This window comes from Pseudomonas sp. FP818 (assembly GCF_030687335.1).
In the GTDB taxonomy this organism is placed as follows: domain Bacteria; phylum Pseudomonadota; class Gammaproteobacteria; order Pseudomonadales; family Pseudomonadaceae; genus Aquipseudomonas; species Aquipseudomonas shahriarae.
Genome location: NZ_CP117427.1, coordinates 1,734,761 through 1,757,336 on the forward strand (window position 1 = coordinate 1,734,761; position 22,576 = coordinate 1,757,336).

At 62.1% G+C, this 22,576-nt stretch carries 18 protein-coding genes, 3 tRNA genes and 2 pseudogenes; 17 read left to right on the forward strand and 6 right to left on the reverse strand.

What is annotated here, in order from left to right; translation table 11 throughout:
- Window positions 1-80 precede the first annotated feature (80 nt).
- The 3 genes from PSH80_RS07870 to PSH80_RS07880 are packed head-to-tail and all read right to left on the reverse strand — an operon-like array spanning window position 81 to window position 5,033.
- Window positions 81-1,982 carry an ATP-binding protein gene (locus PSH80_RS07870; protein ID WP_057958994.1) on the reverse strand — a complete coding sequence of 634 codons (1,902 nt, stop codon included), beginning with the start codon at window positions 1,980-1,982 and terminating at the stop codon, window positions 81-83.
- Window positions 1,979-2,890, reverse strand: a complete 912-nt coding sequence (locus PSH80_RS07875) for an ABC transporter substrate-binding protein (protein WP_057958995.1) — start codon at window positions 2,888-2,890, stop codon at window positions 1,979-1,981. The genes PSH80_RS07870 and PSH80_RS07875 overlap by 4 nt, the downstream gene beginning before the upstream one ends.
- A 22-nt stretch (window positions 2,891-2,912) precedes the next feature.
- Complete coding sequence (locus PSH80_RS07880; RefSeq protein WP_305419750.1) at window positions 2,913-5,033, reverse strand: TonB-dependent siderophore receptor; 2,121 nt, start codon at window positions 5,031-5,033, stop codon at window positions 2,913-2,915.
- 195 nt (window positions 5,034-5,228) lie between these two features.
- Between PSH80_RS07880 and PSH80_RS07885 the strand changes: the two genes are divergently transcribed.
- From PSH80_RS07885 to pyrF, 10 genes and pseudogenes are all read left to right on the forward strand, one after another.
- The gene (locus tag PSH80_RS07885; RefSeq protein WP_057958997.1) at window positions 5,229-6,254 is read left to right on the forward strand and encodes an NAD(P)H-dependent glycerol-3-phosphate dehydrogenase; all 1,026 of its coding nucleotides are present in this window, start codon (window positions 5,229-5,231) and stop codon (window positions 6,252-6,254) included.
- A gap of 10 nt (window positions 6,255-6,264) precedes the next feature.
- The gene (locus PSH80_RS07890; protein ID WP_057438879.1) at window positions 6,265-6,612 is read left to right on the forward strand and encodes a DUF4389 domain-containing protein; all 348 of its coding nucleotides are present in this window, start codon (window positions 6,265-6,267) and stop codon (window positions 6,610-6,612) included.
- Window positions 6,609-7,058: a phosphohistidine phosphatase SixA gene (gene sixA, locus PSH80_RS07895; RefSeq protein ID WP_057958998.1), complete on the forward strand. Its 450-nt coding sequence runs from the start codon at window positions 6,609-6,611 to the stop codon at window positions 7,056-7,058. Before PSH80_RS07890 ends, sixA begins: the two co-directional genes overlap by 4 nt.
- 240 nt (window positions 7,059-7,298) lie before the next feature.
- Window positions 7,299-8,966 (forward strand): AMP-binding protein, encoded by a 1,668-nt coding sequence (locus PSH80_RS07900; protein WP_271043747.1) that lies wholly within the window; start codon window positions 7,299-7,301, stop codon window positions 8,964-8,966.
- A gap of 31 nt (window positions 8,967-8,997) precedes the next feature.
- Window positions 8,998-9,441: a hotdog fold thioesterase gene (locus tag PSH80_RS07905; RefSeq protein WP_057438881.1), complete on the forward strand. Its 444-nt coding sequence runs from the start codon at window positions 8,998-9,000 to the stop codon at window positions 9,439-9,441.
- Between the two features lie 97 nt (window positions 9,442-9,538).
- A complete protein-coding gene (locus PSH80_RS07910) occupies window positions 9,539-10,342 on the forward strand; it encodes an alpha/beta fold hydrolase (RefSeq protein ID WP_057438882.1) in 804 nt (267 codons plus the stop codon).
- Entirely contained in the window at window positions 10,339-11,193 is an 855-nt protein-coding gene (locus tag PSH80_RS07915; RefSeq protein ID WP_120734411.1) for an alpha/beta hydrolase, read from the forward strand. Before PSH80_RS07910 ends, PSH80_RS07915 begins: the two co-directional genes overlap by 4 nt.
- A 102-nt stretch (window positions 11,194-11,295) precedes the next feature.
- The gene (locus PSH80_RS07920) at window positions 11,296-12,114 is read left to right on the forward strand and encodes a DUF4892 domain-containing protein (RefSeq protein WP_057959001.1); all 819 of its coding nucleotides are present in this window, start codon (window positions 11,296-11,298) and stop codon (window positions 12,112-12,114) included.
- Between the two features lie 72 nt (window positions 12,115-12,186).
- Window positions 12,187-13,250, forward strand: a pseudogene (locus tag PSH80_RS07925) (AI-2E family transporter).
- A gap of 240 nt (window positions 13,251-13,490) precedes the next feature.
- Window positions 13,491-14,189 carry an orotidine-5'-phosphate decarboxylase gene (gene pyrF / locus PSH80_RS07930; protein WP_057438885.1) on the forward strand — a complete coding sequence of 233 codons (699 nt, stop codon included), beginning with the start codon at window positions 13,491-13,493 and terminating at the stop codon, window positions 14,187-14,189.
- A gap of 157 nt (window positions 14,190-14,346) precedes the next feature.
- Here the strand turns inward: pyrF and PSH80_RS07935 are convergent, their stop codons facing one another.
- Window positions 14,347-15,354 (reverse strand): NADP-dependent oxidoreductase, encoded by a 1,008-nt coding sequence (locus PSH80_RS07935; RefSeq protein ID WP_216312414.1) that lies wholly within the window; start codon window positions 15,352-15,354, stop codon window positions 14,347-14,349.
- Window positions 15,355-15,580: 226 nt separating this feature from the next.
- Here PSH80_RS07935 and PSH80_RS07940 point away from each other — a divergent pair, with 226 nt between their 5' ends.
- The 4 genes and pseudogenes from PSH80_RS07940 to PSH80_RS27325 all read left to right on the forward strand — a co-directional run bounded on the left by PSH80_RS07940 (window position 15,581) and on the right by PSH80_RS27325 (window position 20,028).
- Complete coding sequence (locus PSH80_RS07940; RefSeq protein WP_120732284.1) at window positions 15,581-16,342, forward strand: SDR family oxidoreductase; 762 nt, start codon at window positions 15,581-15,583, stop codon at window positions 16,340-16,342.
- A gap of 206 nt (window positions 16,343-16,548) precedes the next feature.
- Window positions 16,549-17,973, forward strand: coding sequence for a PLP-dependent aminotransferase family protein (locus PSH80_RS07945; protein ID WP_128593448.1), 1,425 nt, complete (start codon window positions 16,549-16,551; stop codon window positions 17,971-17,973).
- A gap of 1,074 nt (window positions 17,974-19,047) precedes the next feature.
- A pseudogene (locus tag PSH80_RS27320) lies at window positions 19,048-19,281 on the forward strand (HAMP domain-containing protein); the annotation flags it as partial.
- A gap of 42 nt (window positions 19,282-19,323) precedes the next feature.
- Window positions 19,324-20,028: a methyl-accepting chemotaxis protein gene (locus PSH80_RS27325; protein WP_370693733.1), complete on the forward strand. Its 705-nt coding sequence runs from the start codon at window positions 19,324-19,326 to the stop codon at window positions 20,026-20,028.
- Window positions 20,029-20,176: 148 nt separating this feature from the next.
- Here the strand turns inward: PSH80_RS27325 and PSH80_RS07955 are convergent, their stop codons facing one another.
- Entirely contained in the window at window positions 20,177-20,989 is an 813-nt protein-coding gene (locus tag PSH80_RS07955) for an alpha/beta fold hydrolase (RefSeq protein ID WP_057959005.1), read from the reverse strand.
- Between the two features lie 124 nt (window positions 20,990-21,113).
- Window positions 21,114-21,884, reverse strand: a complete 771-nt coding sequence (locus tag PSH80_RS07960) for a hypothetical protein (RefSeq protein ID WP_198830559.1) — start codon at window positions 21,882-21,884, stop codon at window positions 21,114-21,116.
- A 356-nt stretch (window positions 21,885-22,240) separates the two neighbouring features.
- On the opposite strand from PSH80_RS07960, the gene PSH80_RS07965 reads away from it, so the two are divergent.
- From PSH80_RS07965 to PSH80_RS07975, 3 genes are all read left to right on the forward strand, one after another.
- Window positions 22,241-22,316 (forward strand) — tRNA-Glu (locus PSH80_RS07965).
- Window positions 22,317-22,318: 2 nt separating this feature from the next.
- Window positions 22,319-22,394, forward strand: a tRNA-Gly gene (locus PSH80_RS07970).
- 105 nt (window positions 22,395-22,499) lie between these two features.
- A tRNA-Glu gene (locus tag PSH80_RS07975) sits at window positions 22,500-22,575 on the forward strand.
- Window position 22,576 lies beyond the last annotated feature (1 nt).

Sequence of the window (22,576 nt, forward strand, 5' to 3'; positions counted from 1 at the left end):
CATTTATAGGCCCGCTCGGGTGCCTAAGACTGCCGCACTTTCGTCTTTCACGCCAGTCGCAGTTGGCTGATGCTGCCCATCTAATGCACCCAGCGCTGTAGGATTTGCTGCAAATCCGTGCGTTTGAACGGCTTGGCCAGGTAATCGTTCATTCCGGCGGCCAGGCAGGCTTCGCGATCGCCCTGTAGCGCATTGGCCGTCAGGGCAATGATCGGCAGGTCGGCGCAGCCGGGCAATTGGCGGATCTGGCGGGTGGCGTCATAGCCGTCGATCACCGGCAGCCGGCAATCCATCAGGATCGCGGTGAAGATCAGGCTCTCGGCACTGCGGATCGCTTCGGCGCCGTCGGTGGCGACGCTCACCTCAAACCCCAGGCTACGCAGCATGGCTTGGACCACGGTGCGGTTGACCGGGTTGTCCTCCACCAGCAACACATGGCGGCCTTCACCGGCGCCGGCTTTGTGCTGCGCGTCCGGAGCAATCTGCGGCAGGCTCTGCTGGCAGATCGCCAGGGGGATTTCCAGGGTAAACACCGATCCCAGGCCTTCGTCGCTCTGGGCGCGCAAGGTGCCACCCATGCGCTCGGCCAGGGTCCGGGCAATCGGCAGGCCCAGGCCGGTGCCGCCGTAACGCCTGGAGATAGAGCTGTCCGCCTGTTGAAAGGCGTCGAACATCAGTTCCAGTCGCTCGGCCGAAATACCAATCCCGGTGTCGCGCACGGTGCAGGTGAACCACAGCAGTTCGTGGTCCAGGGTCTGCCAGTTCGGCTCGACGCTGACCGTGCCTTGCTCGGTGAATTTCAGCGCATTACCGATCAGGTTCACCAGGATCTGCCGGATCCGCGTCGGGTCGCCCTGCACGCGCAGCGCTTCCATGCCCGGCGGGATCGACAACTCCAGGACCAGCCCGCGCTGTATGGCGCTGTGCTGGAAGGCCTGGGCGCAGCTGTTGATCAGGTCCACCAGGTTGAACGGAATATGCTCAAGCTCCAGGGCCGAGCGTTCGATACGCGAGAAATCGAGGATATCGTTGATGACTTTGAGCAGGTGCTCGGTGGACTCCGAGGCCAGCGCGGCGTACTCGGTCTGCTCGTCGGTCATGGCGGTGGTTTCGAGCAGTTGCAGCATGCCCAGTACGCCATTCATCGGCGTGCGCAGTTCATGGCTCATCATCGCCAGGAAGTCGGATTTGGCGCTGTTGGCGCGCTCGGCTTCCTCCCGCGTCTGGATCAACTGGGCCATGGCCTGCTGCTGTTCGCGACTGGCATGGTGCAGGCCTTCGGCAAGGTTGTTGATATGCCGTGACAGGTCGCCCAGCTCGGAGTCGTCGACAATCGGTAGCGGGGTCTTGTAATCACCCTGCTGGATCGCGTTGACCGCATGGCCCATGGCGCTGATCGGTTGCGACAGGCTGGCGGCCAGGCGTCGCGCCAGGAGGAAGGTGAACAGTAGGGCGAATAGCGCGAGGATCCCAGCCTTAAAAAGGATTTCCTGTTGGCGCTGGCTGAAGGCGTCATTGGACATGCCGACAATCACCCGCCCCAGATAGTCGGCCTGTGGCGCCTTGGGCTGCGCGGTGCTGTCCTGGAAAAAATCGTTGCCCAACTGGATATGCTGCAGGCGAATCGGCGCCTGGAAAACTTTCACCGACAGCGAACGGTCGTGCTTTTCCGACGGCTGCTCGACATACACCAGGATGTTTTCCGCGCTGTCCTGGATTTCCAGGAAACGCACATGGGGCGTGGCCAGCGTCGCCCGCAGCAGGCTGTCGAGCACGTCATTGTTGCCGGAGATCACCCCGTACTCGGTGGCCGGGGCCAACTGGTTGGCGATCAGTTGGCCGGTGTGGTCCAGTTCCTGGCGCAAGTCCTGGATCCGTACGAAGGTAAAGAAGCTGATCAGTAGCAGCGTCAGTAACAGGGCCGGGCCCAGGGTGATGATCTGGGTGCGGGTGTTGATATCCCAGCGGCGAACCAAGGTCATGGGTGTTTTTCCCCTTCGGCCAATCGGGTTGCGACGGTGGTCTCGTCCACCACTTCGATCCCCAGCGAGCGCGCCACTTGCGGGTTGCCCACGACTTTAAAGTGTTCCGGGTACAGCGAGCGCGGCCAGCCGGCCGGCGCGTGATCAAGCAGGCGGTCAAGCACATTCAGCCAGTCGGCCTGATCGCTGTAGGTACTGGCCAGACTGCCCGCCCGCACGAAGCCGGCATTGGGGCCGATCAGTGGCAGTTGCCTGGCGTAGCTGCTCAACAGCAGGTTTTTCACGGTTTTCGGGTTGTACAGTTGGGGATCATCCAGCCCTAACAACACATCGCTGTTTTTAAACAGGCTGAGCAGCGGGCGGCTGTCATTAATGTTGTCCCAGTGCTGGGCGACGATTTCCAGGTCCAGGGCTGCGGCATGCTGGCGCAGTTCCGGCAGCAGGAATTCGCTGTCGCTACCGTACAGCACGCCAATGCGCCGGGCCTGGGGCAGGATATTGGCGATCAGGCGCAGCTGCCGGTCCAGGGGCGGATCGCTCCACAGCAGGCTGATCTTGCCGGGCACATGGCTGCCCAGGCGCTCGCGGGCTTGCAGGCGACTGATGCGCAGCACCAGGGTGGCCGGGCCCTGGGGGTCCTGCAGGCGCCAGTCGAGGCTCGGCAGGTCCAGCAGGATCAGGCGGGTGCTGGTCGGTAATTGGCCGGGGGCGGGCATGTCTTGCAGGGCCTTGAAGGTGACGCTATCGGCGGGGCGCTGTTCGCGCAGGGCCTGGGTGAATGCCTGCACGCCGGGTCCATCCTCGGCGGCGGTCAGCAGGATTTCGGCGCTCCACGCGGGCACGGCCAATGCCAGGCTGACGAGCAGCAGGCAGCGGCGCCAGAACTTGGCGCGGAAGAGGGCGGTCATCCTTGACTGGGCAGGGTTCATGTCAGAACTCTAGCTCCGCGCTGAAGTAGAGGACATGGCGCTGGTCGTAGTTATTGTCGACATGGGTAGTGGGCTGGCGGTCAAGGCGTTGTTGCAGCATGCCGGCCAGCTCCAAGTTGGCCTTGCCCAGGGCGATGCGTTTGGCGACCCGCATATCGACCCGTTCAAAGCGATATTGGTTGAGTGCATCGTTGCCATAATAGAACAACGCGCTGGACCAGCCTTGCCCCCACTCGCGCATCCAGCCGGCCGAGCCGCTGTTGCGCGCGGTCTGTTGCCGGTCCAGCGCGTTGCTGGCGTGGGCATCCACGTAAGCATAGGTCAGGCGCAGGCGGTCGGCGGCGCTCAGGTGCCAGTCCAGCTGGGTTTCGGTGCCGGTAAACCGCGAGCTGTTACTGTTACTGGCGATGTACTGGTTATTGCGCAGGGGCTCGCTGATCATGCCGGTGATTTCGTCATAGAACAGTTTGACGTCAAGGTTCAGCCCGATATCCGCAAAAAAGCCGTTATAGCCCAGTTCCCGGGAGCGCATCAGTTCCCTGTCGAGGTCGCCCGGGCCCCGGGTCTTGACGAAATACTGGCCGGCGTTCTGCCCGTAGGTGGGGGAGCTGAGGTTCGTGACCTTATAGCTCCAATTGACGTTGTTCTCGAACATGTCCGGCGAACGGATGGCTTCGGAGTACACCGCCCGCAGCCCGTGGCGCGGGTTGATCAGATAGTTGATCGCGACCCTGGGCGTCAGCGAGCTATTGCTCAGTTGGGTGTTTTCATACATCGCCCCGCCCTGCAACAGCCAGTGTTCGCTGGCGCGCCATTCGAGGTGGCCGAACAGGCGCCAGGTGGTGTCGTCCAGCCGGCCATTGAAGTAGGTGTCGGAGTCGGCGCGGTCGTAGCGGTAATTCATGCCGCTGACCAGACGCAGGCTGTCGGACAGGCTCAGGGTGTCCTGCACTTCCAGGTCGTAGCGGCTTTCCTTGGTGCTTTGGTCGATATTGCCGCAGACACTTTCCTTGCCGCCTTCATTCCATTGTTTCAGGACTTCTTCGGCCAATGCCTGCTCGGCAGGGGAGCCGGGTGGTGGGCTGCCGTTTTCAAAATCCTTTATGTGCCGCGCCAACTTTTCAGCGTAGTTGGGGTTCATTTGCCACAGTTGCGTCAACTGCGGGCTGAACGAGACCTTGGCATCACAGGCCTTCCAGATCTGCCGGCGATCCCATTGCTGCGCCGAACCCTGGATATACAGGCTGTGGTCGGGATTGAAATCGAAGTTCCAGCGCAGGGAGGCGGCGTAGTCCTTGGCGCTGACGTCGGAATCGGTACCGCCATCGGTAATCCCGGCAAATACCGGCTTGTAGGTGTATGGCCGCTGGTTGGTCCCTTCCTTGGCGTTGATCTGCCAGTCGATGCTTTGCTGCTGGTCGAGGGTCTGGCTGACCTTCAGGCTGAAGCGGCTCAGGCGCCGGCTGTCGCGGTAGTCGGCACCCACGCGGTCGCTGTCAAAGCCGTCATCCTGCTGCCCGGACAGCGACAGCCGCAGGTTGCCGGTGTCCCAGCCCAGGCCCTGGCTGGCATACCAATCGTTGATCCCGCGCTCGCCCCGGATCATTTTCATCCGGGTGCCCTGGCTGTTGGCCGGCGAGCGGGTGAGGATATTGACCACCGCCATCAGCGCATTGGCGCCGTAGCTGACGGTATTGGGCCCACGGAACACCTCGATCCGCTCGATATCCTCCATGGCCACCGGAATATCGCTCCAGTCCACCGTGGCCAGGCCGGCGCGGTACACCGAGCGGCCGTCGATCAGCACCTGCATGCGCCGCGCTTCGCTGGCGTTGGTGCCGTGATAGTTGACGGCAGCCTGGTTGCCCGAGGTGTAGCCCACCATCATCCCCGGCACCAGGCGCAGCAACTCGGCGATATCCCGCGCGCCGCTGGCCTTGATCAGTTCGCTGTCGATCACCGTCATGCTGCCAGGTACGGCGGCGGCCGACTGCTTGAGTCGGGTCGCCGTCAGGACCTGGGGCAGTGGCTGGTTGTCGAGGAACAGATCGTCGGCCAGCAACGGCGTGCTGACCAACAGCGCCAGAAACAGAGATGAACGAGGAGGAGGGCCCAAATACACGGCACGGCCTTGATAATTGCGGATAGCCGCCCATGTTAACTGAGGCGGGCGCTTTTGCCAGTCGGCACCATCGCAATTACTGTGGTCTATTCGGCCATTTTCCGACAAATGCGGAAAACACAGAAGGGCTGGTCGCCGTCTGGCCGGCCCGTATAATGCCGCCATCGCCACTGCTTATGGATTAACGGATTGCATATGACTGAACAGCGCCCAATTGCGGTCCTGGGAGGCGGAAGTTTTGGTACCGCCGTGGCTAATCTGCTGGCCGAAAACGGCCATCAGGTGCGCCAGTGGATGCGCGATCCCGAACAGGCCGAGGCCATCCGGGTCAACCGCGAAAACCCCCGTTATCTCAAGGGCATCAAGATTCACGCTGCGGTCACGCCGGTCACGGACCTGCAGGCCACCCTGGATGACTGCGACCTGTGCTTCGTTGCGCTGCCCTCCAGTGCCCTGCGCTCGGTGCTGGCGCCCCATGCCGAGCGGCTGGCGGGCAAGATGCTGGTCAGCTTGACCAAAGGTATCGAGGCCCAGACCTTCAAGCTGATGAGCGAAATCCTCGAAGAAATCGCGCCCCAGGCGCGCATTGGTGTGCTCTCCGGGCCGAACCTAGCGCGGGAAGTGGCCGAACATGCCTTGACCGCGACGGTGGTCGCCAGTGAAGACGAAGCCCTGTGCGAACAGGTGCAGGCCGTGCTGCATGGCCGTACCTTCCGTGTCTATGCCAGTGCTGACCGCTTTGGCGTAGAACTGGGCGGCGCGCTGAAAAACGTCTACGCCATCATCGCCGGCATGGCGGTGGCCCTGGGCATGGGGGAAAACACCAAGAGCATGCTGATTACCCGCGCCCTGGCGGAAATGACCCGCTTTGCGGTCAACCAGGGCGCCAACCCCATGACCTTCCTTGGCCTGGCCGGGGTGGGCGACTTGATCGTCACCTGTTCGTCACCGAAAAGCCGCAACTATCAGGTCGGTTTCGCCCTGGGCCAGGGCCTGAGCCTGGAAGATGCCGTCACCCGCCTGGGTGAAGTGGCCGAAGGGGTCAATACTCTCAAAGTACTGAAGGCCAAGGCCCAGGAAACCGGGGTCTATATGCCGTTGGTCGCCGGCCTGCACGCGATCCTGTTCGAAGGGCGCACCTTGAACCAGGTCATCGAGTTGCTGATGCGTGCCGAGCCCAAGACTGATGTCGACTTTATTTCCACCAGTGGTTTCAACTGAGGAACCCGCGATGAACGATCCGAAAGCAGCACCCAAGTATGAATCCATTGCCCTGCGCATCCTGTGGATGCTGGTGTTTGCCCTGGTCTGGCAAGTGGCGCAGTTCATCCTCGGGGCGTTGGTGGTGGTGCAATTGATCTACCGCCTGATCTACGGCGCACCGAACCTGGGCCTGATGAACTTTGGCGACAGCCTCAGCCAGTTCCTCGCGCAGATTGGCCGTTTTGGCAGCTTCCACAGCGAGCAGAAACCCTGGCCCTTTGCCGATTGGCCAACCCCGCGTGCCCCGGAAGGCGAAGCCGCCCACAGCGTGCCGCCAGCCCCGCACCCGGTGCGCGATGAGGAGCCCAAGCTATGAAGCTGTGGGTGTTGCGTCACGGTGAAGCCGAGTCCCATGCACCCAGCGATGCCCAGCGCAACCTGACCGAGCGTGGCCGCGAAGAAGTGCTGCACAGCGCCGCGCACCTGATCGGCCAGCCCATCAGCGCGATCATCGCCAGCCCTTATGTGCGGGCGCAACAGACTGCCCAGTTGGTGCGCGAGGCGTTGGGGTTTGTGCCAGAAATCCGCACCGTGTCGTGGCTGACGCCGGACGGCAACCCCCTGCAAGTCCTGGAAAAACTCGACACCGATGACAATGTGCTGCTGGTCAGCCATCAGCCTTTGGTGGGCAACCTGATCAGCTTTTTGCAGCACGGGCACCAGCGCCAGCCGCAACCGATGCACACCGCCAGCCTGGCGGAGCTGGAAGGGGACTTCCCGCTGGCGGGGCTGATGAGCCTCAACAACGTGAAAAACCCTTAGTTCCCAAGGCGCACCTGGGCACAATGTGGGAGCGGGCTTGCCCGCGATAGCAATGTATCAGTCGCTAAATGTATCGACTGACACGGCACAATCGCGAGTAAGCCCACCCCCACACAAGCCCTTTCCCACAGTTTGATTGCATTCTGCCTGCAAGCGACTTGCAGTGCTCCTGTGTGCATGGAATAGTCCACCAAGCAAGTGCTTGGTTGGCTACCATCGGAACACACAGGAGCGCGTCCCATGTCTGTCGCTTTTCGTTTGCCGCTGCAGGTCTTCTTTGAACGTGAGGCGCGCCATCCGCGCCAGCGCTTCCTGGTCCAGCCCACGGGTGGCGGCGAGGTGCAGACCCTCACCTGGGGCGAGGTCGGCCACCAGGCCCGTTGCGCCGCCCATTGGCTGCGGGCACGGGAGTTGCCCCAGGGCTCGCACATTGCCCTGATCTCGAAAAACTGCGCGCACTGGATTATCGCCGACCTGGCGATCTGGATGGCCGGGCATGTCTCGGTGCCGCTGTACCCCAACCTCACCGCCGACTCCGTGGCCCATGTGCTGGAGCACTCCGAGGCGGCGTTGGTGTTTATCGGCAAGCTCGACGACTGGCCGGCCATGGCCCCAGGCATCAAGGCCGGGCTTGCGACCATCAGCCTGCCGCTGTGCCCCGAGGGCCCGTTCGACTTCACTTGGGCCGACCTGCAGGCCTGCTCACCGATCCAGGATGACCCGGCGCCGGCTGCCACGGACCTGGCCACCATCATTTACACCTCCGGCACTACCGGCCTGCCCAAAGGCGTGATGCACACCTTCGGCGCCCTGGCGTTTGCGGCAACCCGAGGCACCGAGCTGTTCGGCCTGGGGGAGGGCGACCGGCTGCTGTCCTACCTGCCGCTGTGCCATGTGGCCGAGCGCATGTTTGTCGAGATGGCTGCGATCTACACCGGGCAAACGGTGTTTTTTGCCGAAAGCCTCGACACCTTCCTCACCGACCTGCAACGCGCCCGGCCCACGGCCTTGTTTGGCGTGCCACGGATCTGGACCAAGTTCCAGATGGGGGTGTACGGCAAAATCCCGGAAAAACGCCTGGAGCTGCTATTGCGCCTGCCATTTATCGGCAAGCGCGTCGGGCGCAAGGTGCTCGCCGGGCTTGGCCTGGACGCCGTGCGGGTGGCCCTGTCCGGCGCGGCGCCGGTGCCTGAGGCGTTGCTACGCTGGTACCTGCGCCTGGGCCTGGATGTGCTGGAGGTGTATGGCATGACCGAAAGCTGTGGTTATTCCCATGTCTGTCGCCCCGGCCAGCAGAAGATTGGCTGGATCGGCCTGCCGTGCCCGGACGTGGAGGTGCGCATTGACCCGGCCGGTGAAGTCCAGGTGCGCAGCGGCGCGACCATGCTCGGTTACTTCAAGGACCCGCAGAAGACTGCCGAGACCCTCACCGAAGACGGCTTCCTGCGTACCGGCGACAAGGGCGAGCAGGATGCCGAAGGCCGCCTGCGCCTGACCGGGCGTCTCAAGGAGATCTTCAAGACCAGCAAGGGCAAGTACGTCGCCCCGGCCCCCATCGAAAACCGCCTGGCGGAGCACGGGCGCATTGAGCAGGTGTGTGTGGTGGGTGATGGCCTGAGCGCGCCGATGGGTTTGTGCGTGCTGTCTGCAGTGGGCCTGCAGGAGGCCGCCGGCGAGGCCCGGCAATCGTTGCATGGCAGCCTGGAGCGCCTGCTGGAAGAGGTCAACCAGGTGCTGGATAAACATGAGCGCTTGCGTCAACTGGTGGTGGTGAAAGACAGTTGGGCCGTGGAAAACGGCTTTCTGACACCGACCCTGAAGATCAAGCGCAACGTGATCGAGTCAACCTACGGCCCACAGTTCCAGGCCTGGAGCGCACGTTCCGAGGCAGTGCTGTGGCAGGATTGAGCACCCAAATAAAATTAACAAGGACACTGCAATGAGCCTGTGGCGCACCCTCCCCAATATCGAGCAACTCAATGCCATCCAGAAAAACACCATTGGTGAAGTACTGGATATCCGTTTCGAGACCTTCGACGACCAGTCCCTGACCGCCAGCATGGTGATCGACCACCGCACCCATCAACCCTATGGCCTGCTGCACGGTGGGGCCTCGGTGGTGTTGGCCGAAACGGTTGGCTCCATGGCCAGCTACCTGTGTATCGACGCCAGCAAGTTCTATTGCGTGGGCCTGGAAATCAACGCCAACCACCTGCGCGGCCTGCGTTCCGGGCGGGTGACGGCGGTGGCCCGGGCGATCCACATCGGGCGCACCACCCATGTCTGGGACATCCGCCTGACCAGTGACGAGGGCAAGGCCAGTTGTGTGTCGCGCCTGACCATGGCCGTGGTGCCCCTGGGCGAGAACCCGCCGGCGCGATAGGTGTGGCGTGAGTGTCATCATTCCTGGCAGTTACAGTCATTGCTGTAGCGGCCAGGCGTGAGGACAATCGAATTCTGTTTTGGATGATGGGTTGGTTATGTCGCAACATGTGTTTTTCACTCATGCCAATGGCTTTCCTTCGGCGACCTACGGCAAATTGTTCGATGCCCTGGCCCCGGAGTACGCGGTGGCGCACCTGTCGCAGCACGGCCACGACCCGCGGTTTCCGGTGGATGACAATTGGCAGAACCTGGTGGACGAACTGATCCACCACCTGGAGCAGCAACCGGAGCCGGTGTGGGGCGTCGGCCACTCATTGGGCGGGGTGCTGCATTTGCACGCGGCCCTGCGTTGCCCGCAGTTGTATCGCGGGGTGGTGATGCTCGACTCGCCGGTGCTGACCCTGGCCGACCGCTGGGTGATCCGCGCGGCCAAGCGTTTTGGCCTGATCGACCGCCTGACCCCGGCTGGCCGCACCCTGGGCCGGCGCGAAGAGTTCAGCGACCTGGACGCCGCGCGTCAGTATTTTTCCGGCAAGACACTGTTTCGCGGGTTTGACCCGGACTGCCTGGAGGCCTACCTGCAACATGGTCTGCACCAGGTCGGCGATCGCCTGCGCCTGCGGTTCGACCCGGCCACGGAAATCAGCATTTATCGGGGCGTGCCACACACCAGCCCCGGCCAGACCCGCCAATTGAAAGTGCCACTGGCCGTAGTACGCGGCCGGCAAAGCCGGGTGGTGATGCGCCATCACGCCAGCGGCGTCGCACGCCTGCCCATGGGCGAGATGCTGACCATGCCCGGCGGCCACATGTTTCCCCTGGAGCGGCCGCAGGACACGGCGACCCTGATCAAGAACCTGTTTACCCGTTGGGAAGCCCGCGAGCGCAGTTGCGCATGACCACGCCTGTCGAAGAAGTGCGCCTGAGCCTGCCGCACATTGAGCTGGCGGCCCATCTGTTCGGCCCGGAAGACGGCCTGCCGGTGATCGCCCTGCATGGCTGGCTGGACAACGCCAACAGCTTTGCGCGCCTGGCGCCCAAGCTGCAGGGTTTGCGCATTGTCGCCCTGGACATGGCCGGTCACGGCCACTCGGCCCACCGCCCGGCTGGGGCGGGGTACGCCTTGTGGGATTACGTGTTTGATGTGCTGCAAGTGGCCGAACAGCTGGGCTGGAAACGTTTTGCATTACTTGGCCACTCCCTGGGGGCAGTCGTTTCCACGGTGCTGGCCGGGGCCTTGCCGGAGCGCGTGACGCACTTGGCGTTGATCGACGGCGTGATCCCGCCGACCGCCACCGGCGAGGACCCCGCCGAGCGCCTGGGCATGGCCCTGCAGGCGCAAATCAACCTGCAGGACAAACGCAAACCGGTGTACGGCACCCTCGACCGGGCGGTGGAAGCGCGAATGAAAGGCGTGGTGGCCGTCAGCCGTGAAGCCGCGGAACTCCTGGCCCAGCGCGGCTTGATGCCGGTGCCGGGCGGCTACACCTGGCGCAGTGACAGCCGCCTGACCCTGGCCTCGCCAATACGCCTGACGGAAGAACAGGCCATGGCCTTCGTGCGTCGAGTGGCGTGCCCTGCACAGTTGGTGGTCGCACAAGAAGGCATGCTGGCCAAACATCCCGAGCTGCTTGCGCAGGTGCCGTTCACTGTCACCACCCTTGCAGGTGGCCATCATTTGCACCTGAATGACGAGTCGGGAGCGGTTCTTGTTGCAGACTGTTTCAATCGGTTCTTCACCGCGCCTTGACTTGGCGGGGGCAACTGTCGAGGCTGGGCGGATTGAAAGGGAGTCAACCATGAACAATCCGAATACCGCGAAGGCATCCACCGGCCCAGGCGCACCGATCCGATGAGTAGTGCCAAGGGAATTATCCGTGTGCTTGGGCTGTGCTGCATCAGCCCGTTGGTCTTCGCTGCTGATCTACCGGGAAGCCAGGATCTGCCCAGCGTGGCCCGTCAGGTGGATGCGCAGATTGTCGACTACCGTCCCACCGAAGAAAAAGAACGCATCTACCCCATGGGCGCGATCCGCAAGATCAGTGGCAAGTTGCGCTACGACGGTCAGGCCACGGCCCGTGGCCAAGTAACCGCCATCACCTATGAACTGCCTGCCGAGCACAGTTCCAGCACGGCCTTCAAAGCCACGCGCGAGGCGTTGCAAGAACAGGGCGCGCAGTTGTTGTTCTGGTGCCAGGCCCGTGATTGTGGCGAAAGCAGCCTCTGGGCCAATGAAGTGTTGGGCAATGCCAAGCTGGTCGGCGCCGATGGCCAGCAGGAATTCCTCTTGCTGCGCCTGGCCGCCCCTCAGGACAACTCTCTGGTGGCGCTGTACGGCATCACCCGCGGCAATCGCCGGGCTTACCTGCATGTTGAGCAAATGGACGCCAGCGCGCCATTGGGGCAATTGCTGCCGACCTCTGCCACACTGCTGCGCGAACTGAAAAGCACCGGCGACCTGGATTTCCCTTTGCTGGGGGCTGAGCCCGACGCAACATGGTTGACCCTGATTTCCCGTGGATTGAACCTCGACACCACCTTGCGGGTCAGTTTGAGCGGACCCAACGCTGAAGCCTGGCGCCAGGGCCTGATCGACAAGGGCGTGCGTGCGGCGCGCCTGGAAACCGCTACTGGCGAGACCCAGGGCCTGCATCTGCAAGTGATCCGCTGATCGTTCCAGGGCGAACGGACCCGCGCCGTTCGCCTAAGCTCTCCCTCAACAGACTTCTTTTCGAGAAAGCACATGCTCAACAATGATCGCCTGCTGGTGCAGATCCTGCTCCTGGTGCTGTTTGGTGCCAGTTTCTGGGTGATGGCGCCGTTCTGGTCGGCGCTGTTCTGGGGCGCGGTGCTGGCGTTTGCCAGCTGGCCGCTGATGCGCCTGTTGACCCGCGCCCTGGGCGGCCGCGAGTCCCTGGCAGCGGGGATCCTGACCTTGGGCTGGATGTTGCTGGTGGCAGTGCCACTGGTGTGGTTGGGCTTCAACCTGGCCGACCATGTGCGCGATGCTGTGGCGCTGATCAAGGACCTCCAGGTCGACGGCCTGCCCGAAGCACCTAGCTGGCTGGGCTCGATCCCGTTTGTGGGAGAGCGGCTGGTGGCCATGTGGGACAGTATCGACCAGCAGGGCGCGGCTTTGATGGTCACGATCAAGCCCTACCTGGGGCAGGTCGGCAACTGGCTGCTGGCCCGCAGCGCGCAGATCGGCGGCGGCAATCCTCGAACTGACCCTCAGCCTGGTGTTTGTATTCTTTTTCTACCGCGACGGGCCACGCCTGGCGATGTTCGTTCACCGGCTGCTGGAGCGTTTGATCGGTGATCGCGCCGGCTACTACATCGACCTGGTGGCCGGTACGGTGCAACGGGTGGTCAACGGCGTGATCGGCACCGCCGCCGCCCAGGCATTGCTGGCACTGATCGGCTTCCTGATTGCCGGCGTGCCCGGGGGCACTGGTGCTGGGCATCGTCACCTTCCTGCTCAGCCTGATCCCCATGGGCCCGCCCCTGGTCTGGATCCCGGCCACGGCCTGGCTGGTATGGAAGGGCGATTACACCTACGCGGTGTTCCTCGGCGTCTGGGGCACATTCATCATCAGTGGCGTAGACAACGTGCTCAAGCCCTACCTGATCAGCCGCGGCGGTAACCTGCCACTGGTGATCGTGTTGCTGGGGGTATTTGGTGGCTTGATCGCGTTTGGCTTTATCGGCTTGTTTATCGGGCCGACCTTGTTGGCGGTGGCGTATAGCCTGTTGACGGATTGGAGCGCGACTCAGGCGCAGGTTCGTCGCGAGGACAAGGTGAGCTGATCCTTTGTAGAAGCCGGCAATGGCTAGGTCCAGGGTAGTCACGTTTTTGCCGTCACCTGCGGGCGAGGCTACTGTCGGGGCATGTTGCAGGCGTGTCGTGAATGTATCTACTTTGAAATATTAGTCGGTTCTCCCAGAAAAATAGGCGCTTGCCGAGGATTTACCGATCATCGGATCCCGCAAAGCCGCTGCTTGCGCTACAATCCGCGCCGATTTCGACTTGCCTGAGAGCCCATTCCAATGTCCGTCTGCCAGACTCCTATCATCGTCGCCCTGGATTACCCCACCCGTGACGCCGCACTGAAGCTGGCTGACCAGTTGGACCCCAAGCTCTGCCGGGTCAAGGTCGGCAAGGAGCTGTTCACCAGTTGTGCCGCAGAAATCGTCGGCACCCTGCGTGACAAGGGTTTTGAGGTGTTCCTCGACCTGAAATTCCACGATATCCCTAACACCACCGCGATGGCGGTCAAGGCCGCGGCCGAGATGGGCGTGTGGATGGTCAACGTCCACTGTTCCGGCGGCCTGCGCATGATGGCCGCGTGCCGTGAGGTGCTGGATCAGCGCAGCGGTCCCAAGCCGTTGTTGATCGGTGTGACCGTGCTGACCAGCATGGAGCGTGAGGACCTGGCCGGTATTGGCCTGGATATCGAGCCCCAGGAGCAAGTACTGCGTCTGGCGGCCCTGGCGCAGAAGGCCGGCCTTGATGGCCTGGTGTGTTCGGCGCTGGAGGCCCAGGCGTTGAAGACTGCCCATCCTACGCTGCAACTGGTGACCCCGGGGATTCGTCCGGCGGGCAGCGCCCAGGACGATCAGCGGCGGATTCTTACGCCGCGCCAGGCGCTGGATGCGGGTTCTGATTACTTGGTGATCGGTCGTCCGATCAGCCAGGCGGCCGATCCGGCCAAGGCCCTGGCGGCGGTGGTTGCCGAAATCGCCTGATGCCTTTGCGCTAAAAATGTGGGAGCTGGCTTGCCAGCGATGCAGGCACCTCGGTTTTTCAGTCAGTCCGAGGTGATGCTATCGCAGGCAAGCCAGCTCCCACAGTTGCTTACGGTGTGCCGGTTGGCACCCGATCCCACAAGGGCGCTGTGGGGTGTCAGTTGACCTTCAGCACCAACTTGCCAAAGTTCTCGCCGTTGAACAGCTTCATCAGCGTCTCAGGGAACGTATCCAGTCCCGCGACAATATCTTCCTTGCTCTTGAGCTTGCCTTGCGCCATCCAGCCGGCCATTTCCTGCCCGGCGGCGGCAAAGTTCGCCGCATGGTCCATCACCACAAACCCTTCCATGCGCGCCCGATTGACCAGCAGTGACAAGTAGTTGGCCGGCCCCTTCACGGCTTCCTTGTTGTTGTACTGGCTGATGGCCCCGCAGATCACCACCCGCGCCTTCAACGCGAGGCGGCTGAGCACGGCGTCGAGGATATCGCCGCCGACGTTATCGAAATACACGTCCACGCCTTTTGGGCATTCGCGCTTGAGGGCCGCCGGCACGTCTTCGTGTTTGTAGTCGATGGCCGCGTCGAACCCCAGTTCATCCAGCAAAAACTTGCACTTGTCGGCGCCGCCAGCAATCCCTACCACGCGGCAGCCTTTGATCTTGGCGATCTGCCCGGCAATGCTGCCCACCGCCCCGGCGGCGCCGGAAATCACTACGGTATCGCCGGCCTTGGGCGCGCCGGTGTCGAGCAGGGCAAAGTAGGCGGTCATGCCGGTCATGCCCAGCGCCGACAGATAGCGCGGCAGCGGCGCCAGTTTCGGATCGACCTTATAGAAACCGCGCGGCTCGCCGAGGAAGTAATCCTGTACACCCAGGGCGCCATTCACGTAGTCCCCGACCGCGAATTTCGGCGTGTTCGAGGCGATGACCTGGCCTACGCCCAAGGCGCGCATGACTTCGCCGATGGCAACCGGCGGGATGTAGGACTTGCCTTCATTCATCCAGCCACGCATGGCCGGGTCGAGGGACAGGTATTCGTTGCGCACCAGCACCTGGCCGTCCGCCAGGTTGCCCACCGGCACTTCCTGGTAGGTGAAGGTGTCCCGCGTGGCCGCACCGACCGGGCGTTTGGCAAGCAGGAATTGGCGGTTGGTCTGGGCAGTCATGGCAAGGACTCTGGATAAATGAACCTCAAGTGATAGACCTTCCAGGCGCCAGGAGCAAGGTCGGCCGATACCTGCGAATGCCCGGCGATAGGCTGGCTTGATAGTGGGCCCGGCAGGCTTATCACTGCCGTGCATGGGCGCTCAACCGGCCCTCTGATAGTGCTGACGCGTGGCGCCAGGCCCTGGCTATGCTGGGCCCACGGGCATTCATCCAAGGATATAAGCAATGAGCATGACGTTTTCCGGCCAGGTCGCCCTGGTCACCGGCGCTGCCAACGGTATCGGCCGCGCCACGGCGCTGGCATTCGCCAACGAAGGCTTGAAGGTCGTGGTCGCCGACCTGGATGTGGCGGGCGGTGAGGGCACCGTCGCGTTGATCCGCGAGGCGGGCGGCGAGGCGTTGTTCGTGCGCTGCAACGTCACCCTGGAGGCGGATGTGCAGCAACTGATGCAGCAAGTGCTGAACAGCTATGGTCGCCTGGACTATGCGTTCAACAATGCCGGCATCGAGATTGAACAGGGCAAGTTGGCCGATGGCACCCTGGATGAGTTCGACGCCATCATGGGGGTCAACGTCAAGGGCGTGTGGTTGTGCATGAAGTATCAGTTGCCGTTGCTGCTGGCCCAGGGCGGTGGGGCGATCGTCAATACCGCGTCGGTGGCGGGGTTGGGGGCTGCGCCGAAGATGAGTATTTATGCGGCGTCCAAGCATGCGGTGATTGGCCTGACTAAGTCGGCAGCCATCGAGTACGCGAAAAAGAAAATCCGCGTCAACGCCGTGTGCCCGGCGGTGATCGACACCGACATGTTCCGTCGTGCCTATGAAGCCGACCCGCGCAAGGCCGAGTTTGCCGCCGCCATGCACCCGGTCGGGCGCATTGGCACGGTCGGGGAAATCGCCAGCGCGGTGCTGTATCTGTGCAGCGATGGCGCGGCGTTCACCACTGGCCAGGCATTGGCCGTGGATGGCGGTGCGACGGCTATTTAGGGCGGGTCGTCGTGCACCACTGAGAAAGTGATTTCCAGTGCTGTGGGGCGTTTCCGCAGGTGGCAAAATGCCCTGGGTTATTGTGTTTCAATAGGTAAATAATCCAATAAAATCAATGATTTAATAAATTTATGAACAGGGTGATCCTGGCCTTCTGTGCTTAACTGTTTTGAGTTAAATGCCAAACAGTTGAAGGGGGGTGGCTCATGGATTTAGGGATCAATCGACAAGCCCTTGTACCGGTGGTTCAGCAAATTGTCAGCGCCATTGCCGCATGGATTCGGGAGAGCGGGGTCAGCCCCGGAACGCGCCTGCCTTCCATCCGGCAACTGGCCCAGGACAACCTGCTCAGTCAATCCAGTGTGATCGAGGCGCTGGAGCGCATGGTGGCCGAAGGGGTCTTGGCCTCAAGGGCCGGTTCGGGGTTTGTTATCGCCGAGCAACCGGTGGCCAGCAGCCCATTGGCGGAGTGCCAGTGGTATGAGGGGGCAGAACGCAGGTGGGGGGCCTTTACCGATAACCAGTTGGGAGAATTGAAGCTGGGGTGCGGCTGGCTGCCGGACTCCTGGCGTGAAAGTGATGACATCAGTTATGCGATTCGCGAAATCAGCCGTACCGATACCGCTGGGGTTTTCAATTACAGCACGCCCCTGGGGTTGCCAGCGCTACGTGAGCAATTGCACAAGCGCCTGACACAGATCCAGGTGGCCAGCACTGCCGAGCAGATCCTCACCACCCACGGCGCGAGCCATGCCCAGGACCTGCTGATCCGCACCTTGCTCAAGGCTGGTGACACGGTGGTGGTCGAGAGCCCTGGCTACGGCAACCTGTATCGTCAGTTGGCTTTCCACGGTGTCATGTTGCTGGAGGTGCCCAGAACCCGCAGCGGCCCGGATATCCAGGCCCTGGAAACGCTGCTGGCCCGCCACCGCCCCAAGTGCCTGTTCATCAACAGCCTCTACCACAACCCGACGGGCACCAGCCTGTCGCGGGTGGTCGCCGAGCGTCTGTTGCACCTGGCCCACACTCGGGACTTCCTGATTGTCGAGGAGGATGTCTACGGCGACCTGCAACATGCTTCCTGTACCCGTCTGGCGGCGTTGGCCCATGATGATCGGGTGATCTATGTCTCGAGCTTTTCCAAGACCCTGAGCAGCGCCCTGCGGGTTGGCTATCTCACCGCCAGCACGGCCCTCATCAGCCAATTGCTCAAGCTCAAGACCTTGACCGGTATGGGCACCTCACGCTTTGCCGAAGCGATGGTGGCCAGTCTCCTGACCAACGGCACCTACCGCAAATGGGTACAGCGCCTGCGCCGACGGCTGAGCGCGGAGATGGCGAAGACCTTGCAGGTGCTGGAGGATGAAGAGTGGGAGGTCTTTGCGGTGCCCGCAGGTGGCATGTTTGTGTGGGCGCGCCCGGGTTCAGGGGATGGCTCAAGGGTGCACGCAAGGGCCCGACAGCTTGGGGTCTTGCTGTCTTCCGGCGAGTTGTTCAGCCCGACCGGCGAGCACGCTGAATGGCTGCGGATCAATGTGGCCTATGCTTGCGATCATCGGGCCCTGGCATTGTTCAAGGCCATGGGCCCCACAGGATCGACCTCCACCATTCTGAAAACGACGGGGATGTAGCTTTTTGCCATTATTGTGGCGCCAACGTCTTGTGTTGCAGGGCCCGGGATTGCGAATCTCGTTCCATGGATACCGGGCTTGCTGGCGTTCGCCACCCCAAGAGGACTTTGCGCAATGATTTCGGCCGTGCAACGACGATTTGCCAACCTTGGGCTGGCCAGGAAGCTGGGGCTGGGGTTTGCCCTGGTATTGCTGTTGACGGCCCTGGTGGCGGCGATTGGCGTGTGGTCCCTGCAAACCGTTGGCCAGCGTTTTGTGGGGCTCAAGGGCATGTCTTCGCTCAATGAGGGGCTGCTGAATGTGCGTTTGATTGAGCAGGAGTATGCATTGCGCAGCGATGCCAGTACGGTCGAGGTCCTGCACCAACGGGTGGATAGCCTGGTGGCCGAAGCCCAGGCGCTCAACATGAGCGAGGTCGAGCAGGCGCTGGGCGCCTATCGCAAGGCATTTGACGAATTTGTCGAGCTGACCCAGGCCAAGGACCTGGCGCTGGAAATGGCCAGTTGGTCGGTGTCGAGTGTCGCCAACAACCTCGATGTATTGCAGGCCGGCCTGGCCGACGATGGGGCCTATAACCTCAAGGAAAGCCAAGGCAAAGAGGGCGCCGAGTTTATCGAGCAGGCCGGGCAGGTGGGGCAGGTTTCGCGCCTGATGTTGCAGGCCATGAACGAAGCCCATGTGCGCCTGGATCAGAGCCGCAAGGGCGACGCGGACAGTGCCGGGCAAGGCCACATCGAGCAGGCCGATCAGGCCCTGGCCCAGGCCGGGCAACTGCAGACCCTGGTCAAGGATCCTGGCTATCAGACCGTGCTCAATGAAGTGGTCGGGCATATCGGAGCCTTCAGCGAAAAACTCACCGAATACACCGGCCTGCTGGCCCAGGAAAAAATCGTCTACCAACAGTTGCATGAGCGGGCCGCGCAAGTGGTGGCGCAGGTCAACCAGGCCTATGCCGCGCAGGACCAGTCGATGCAGGCGCAGTTGGCCAAGAGCAGCTTGCTGATCATTGTGTCATCGGCCCTAGCTTTATTGGTCGGGGTGATTGCCGCGTGGCTGATTACCCGGCTGATCGTGATGCCGCTGCGCAGCGTGATTGCCGTGGCCCGGCAGATTGCGGCCGGGGATCTCAGCGGGCGCATGGAGGTGAGCCGACAGGACGAGATGGGCCAGTTGATGCAGGCGATGCAGCAGATGGGCGGGGGCCTGAGCAATATGGTCAGCGGGCTGCAGGCGGGGATTGAACAATTGGCCAGCTCGGCCCAGTCATTGTCCAGGGGGGCCGAGCAGACCAATCTCGAAGTCAGTAGCCAGAAAGAAGAAACCGAGCAAGTCGCCACCGCCATGAACCAGATGGCCGCCACGGTGCACGATGTGGCACGCAATGCCGAGCAGGCCGCACAAGCGGCGCAGACCGCCGACGACAAGGTCGACACTGGCCAGCAGGTGGTACGCCAGAGCCTGCAGCGCATCGAGCTGCTGGCCAGTTCGGCGACCTCTGCCAGCACCAGCATCGAAAGCCTGAGCGCCGAAATCCAGAATATCGGTAGCGTGTTGGAGGTGATCAAAAGTGTTGCCGAGCAGACCAACCTGCTGGCGCTCAACGCCGCCATCGAGGCGGCACGCGCTGGGGGGCAAGGGCGCGGCTTTGCGGTGGTCGCCGATGAGGTGCGCGCCCTGGCCAGGCGCACCCAGCAATCGACGGAGGAAATCGAACGTCTGGTCAGCACCTTGCGCAGCGCGGCGCAGTCTTCAGTGCGGGATATCCAGCACAGCGGCGAGTTGGTGAAGCTGGCTGTCAGCGATGCCCTGGAAACCGAAAGTGCGTTGGGCAGCATTGCCGCGGCGGTGTCGCTGATCCAGCAGATGAACCAGCAGATCGCGGCCGCGGCCGAGCAGCAGAGCTCGGTGGCCGAAGAAATCAACCGCAGCGTCACCAGTATCCGCGCCAGCGCCGATCAATCGGCGCTGAGCATGCAGGGTAATGCGGCATCGAGTATCGAGTTGGCGCAACTGGGGGCGGAACTCAAGGGGATGGTGGGGCATTTCCGGCTGTGATCATATTCAGGGCCGGAACGAGTTCCCTGGGGGAGCTGACACCCTGAGGTGTACTCACGGGCGCCATCGCGGGCGAGCCCGCTCCCACAGGGGGAGTGTAGCTGCGCGCCTCGGCATCTCATCTACATTGGAGATACTCAAGGTGTGATCAGGCGTGATTGGCCAAAAAGGTCAGCAGTGCCTCATTGACGAAATCAGGATTTTCCCGGCTGGAGATATGCCCTGCGTCCGGGATCAATACCAGATCGCAGCCGATCAGATCGGCCATTTCCTGCGCTTCTGCGGGTGGGCGCGGCTGGTCCTCGTTGCCACACATCACCAGAGTCGTATCAGCATTCAGGCGGGATAAGCCTTCCAGCGCATCCCCACGACCGAAAATCAGGCGACCCAGGGGCACGATGCTTTGCAGCAGGCGATCCTTGGGGAAGTCGCGCAGGGACTGGCGGAAGTCCTGATACAGCGCAGAGTCGTGGTCGATGCCGGGGCGGAAGAAGATCGGCACGATGATATCCAGCAGGGCATCTGGAATAGCACCCGCGGCCTCGATTGCGCCGAGCAGTGCGAAATACTGTTCGCGGGTGGCCTCAGGCTCTGCGCCCAGATACGTATCCATCAATACCAGGCTGTTGACCCGCTCGGGCGCCAGCAACGCCAGCGGCGCAGCCCACATGCCGCCGACGGACAAACCCACCAGGTTGACCTGGGCAATCTCCAGATGGTCCAGCAAGGCCAGGGCCTGGCGTGCCAGGTCGTCCAGGGTGCGGGTCTGTGCCGGTAGCGGGCCAGACTCACCGTGACCCCACAGCTCTGGCACGATCACTCGGTACTGTTGCGACAGGGCGGCGATCTGCGGTGCCCACATGTGCTGGTCCCACAGGTAGCTCTGGCCGAGCAGGACAGCAGGGCCCGCGCCCTGGTCCACGTAGTGCAGGGGCTGACCATCAATGATGACACTTGGCATGAAGGCCTCTTTCGTTTACGGAATGAAGTGCACTTTTGTACGCGAGTTATTGCAGCGAGGGGTAGAGGCAGGATGATGGCTCCGGGTGCAAAGCATGCACCCGGCGAATCAAGGCAGGAGGGGATCAGTCGTAGATGACTTTCTTTTTCCACTCGGCATCAGCGTCATCGGCTTTCAAGCCTGCGGTCAGCTCATTGGTCTCTTCGGCGGTTTGCTGGCTGTTGGTCAGCACCATGGAGTTGGCACGCGCCAATTGTTTTTCCAGCAGTTGCAGGTGCTGGCTGTAGGTGGCCGGTTCAGGCTGCTTGCGCAGGTATTGCACGCCGCGCTCGAATGCCAGGCGCGCCTGGCCGGGCTGCGCCTGTTGCAGCGCGTGTTGGCCAAGATTGTTGAAGAACTCGATGTGCAGCAGCACCAGCAGGTGACGGATTTCGCGGATCCAGTGCTTGGCCTCGTTGGTGGGCAAAAAGCCGTCCTGGGCGGCGCGGGTGACCTGGCCATGCAGGGCTTCGAGCAGGAAGCGTACATCCTTGGCCTTGGCTTCGGTCTGGATCGGCCCTGGAGGGTTGTTCACCGGGATCGACTCGCCCTGGCCTACCAGTGCTTCCAACTCGGCAATACGGGCCTTGATGGTGCTGCTGGATTTGTTGAGGTTGAGCATGCGTTGGTTGACGTTCAGTTCCAGGCGGGTCAGCAGCAGCTTGAGCTGCGGCGTCATCAGTTGGCCGGGGAACGTCTCGGTGATCTCGCCACAGCGGCGCAGCCGATCATTGAGCTCAATCTGGGCCCGGGCTTTTTCCAGTTTGTTGTTTTCCACCACGTGGTTCATGTAGCCAATGGCGATCAGTATTACGATCCCGGCTATTACCAGCAGGGTGATCATGAGTGGTGTCACCGGTGTGACCTCTTTGTAGGATGTGCGTTGAAGTGTAGTGATTGGCGCTTGCGGCGGATAGGACTCTTCGACGAGATGAGTCAGTGCTTTCATCTGTATATGTAGTAACTCTGAATAGATGCACATTGCCACCATTCGCGGGTCAGGACTATAACGTCTTGTCGGGCGCCAGAATATAGGCGCCAAAGCCTGGACGGCGAGAAACTCCGACAGTGGCGGTAAAGCGGGGCGAAGTCATTGATTTAAATAAATTTATCCTTGGGGGTTGACGACCTTTCAATCCATCCATAGAATGCGCGCCACTTACAGCGTAAAGCACACAGCGAAACGCGGTAGGGAGTGAATGTTGTACGTGTGTCCCCTTCGTCTAGTGGCCTAGGACACCGCCCTTTCACGGCGGTAACAGGGGTTCGAGTCCCCTAGGGGACGCCATTGCGGGAATAGCTCAGTTGGTAGAGCACGACCTTGCCAAGGTCGGGGTCGCGAGTTCGAGTCTCGTTTCCCGCTCCATTTTTAAACAGTGTGGCTTTCGGGCGGCACTGAGTGAAACCAGGACCAAGTCTTCGGACAAGGCCTCTGGGCACTGGAATGCACACCATGTGTTTCAGTTAGCGTGTCCCCTTCGTCTAGTGGCCTAGGACACCGCCCTTTCACGGCGGTAACAGGGGTTCGAGTCCCCTAGGGGACGCCAT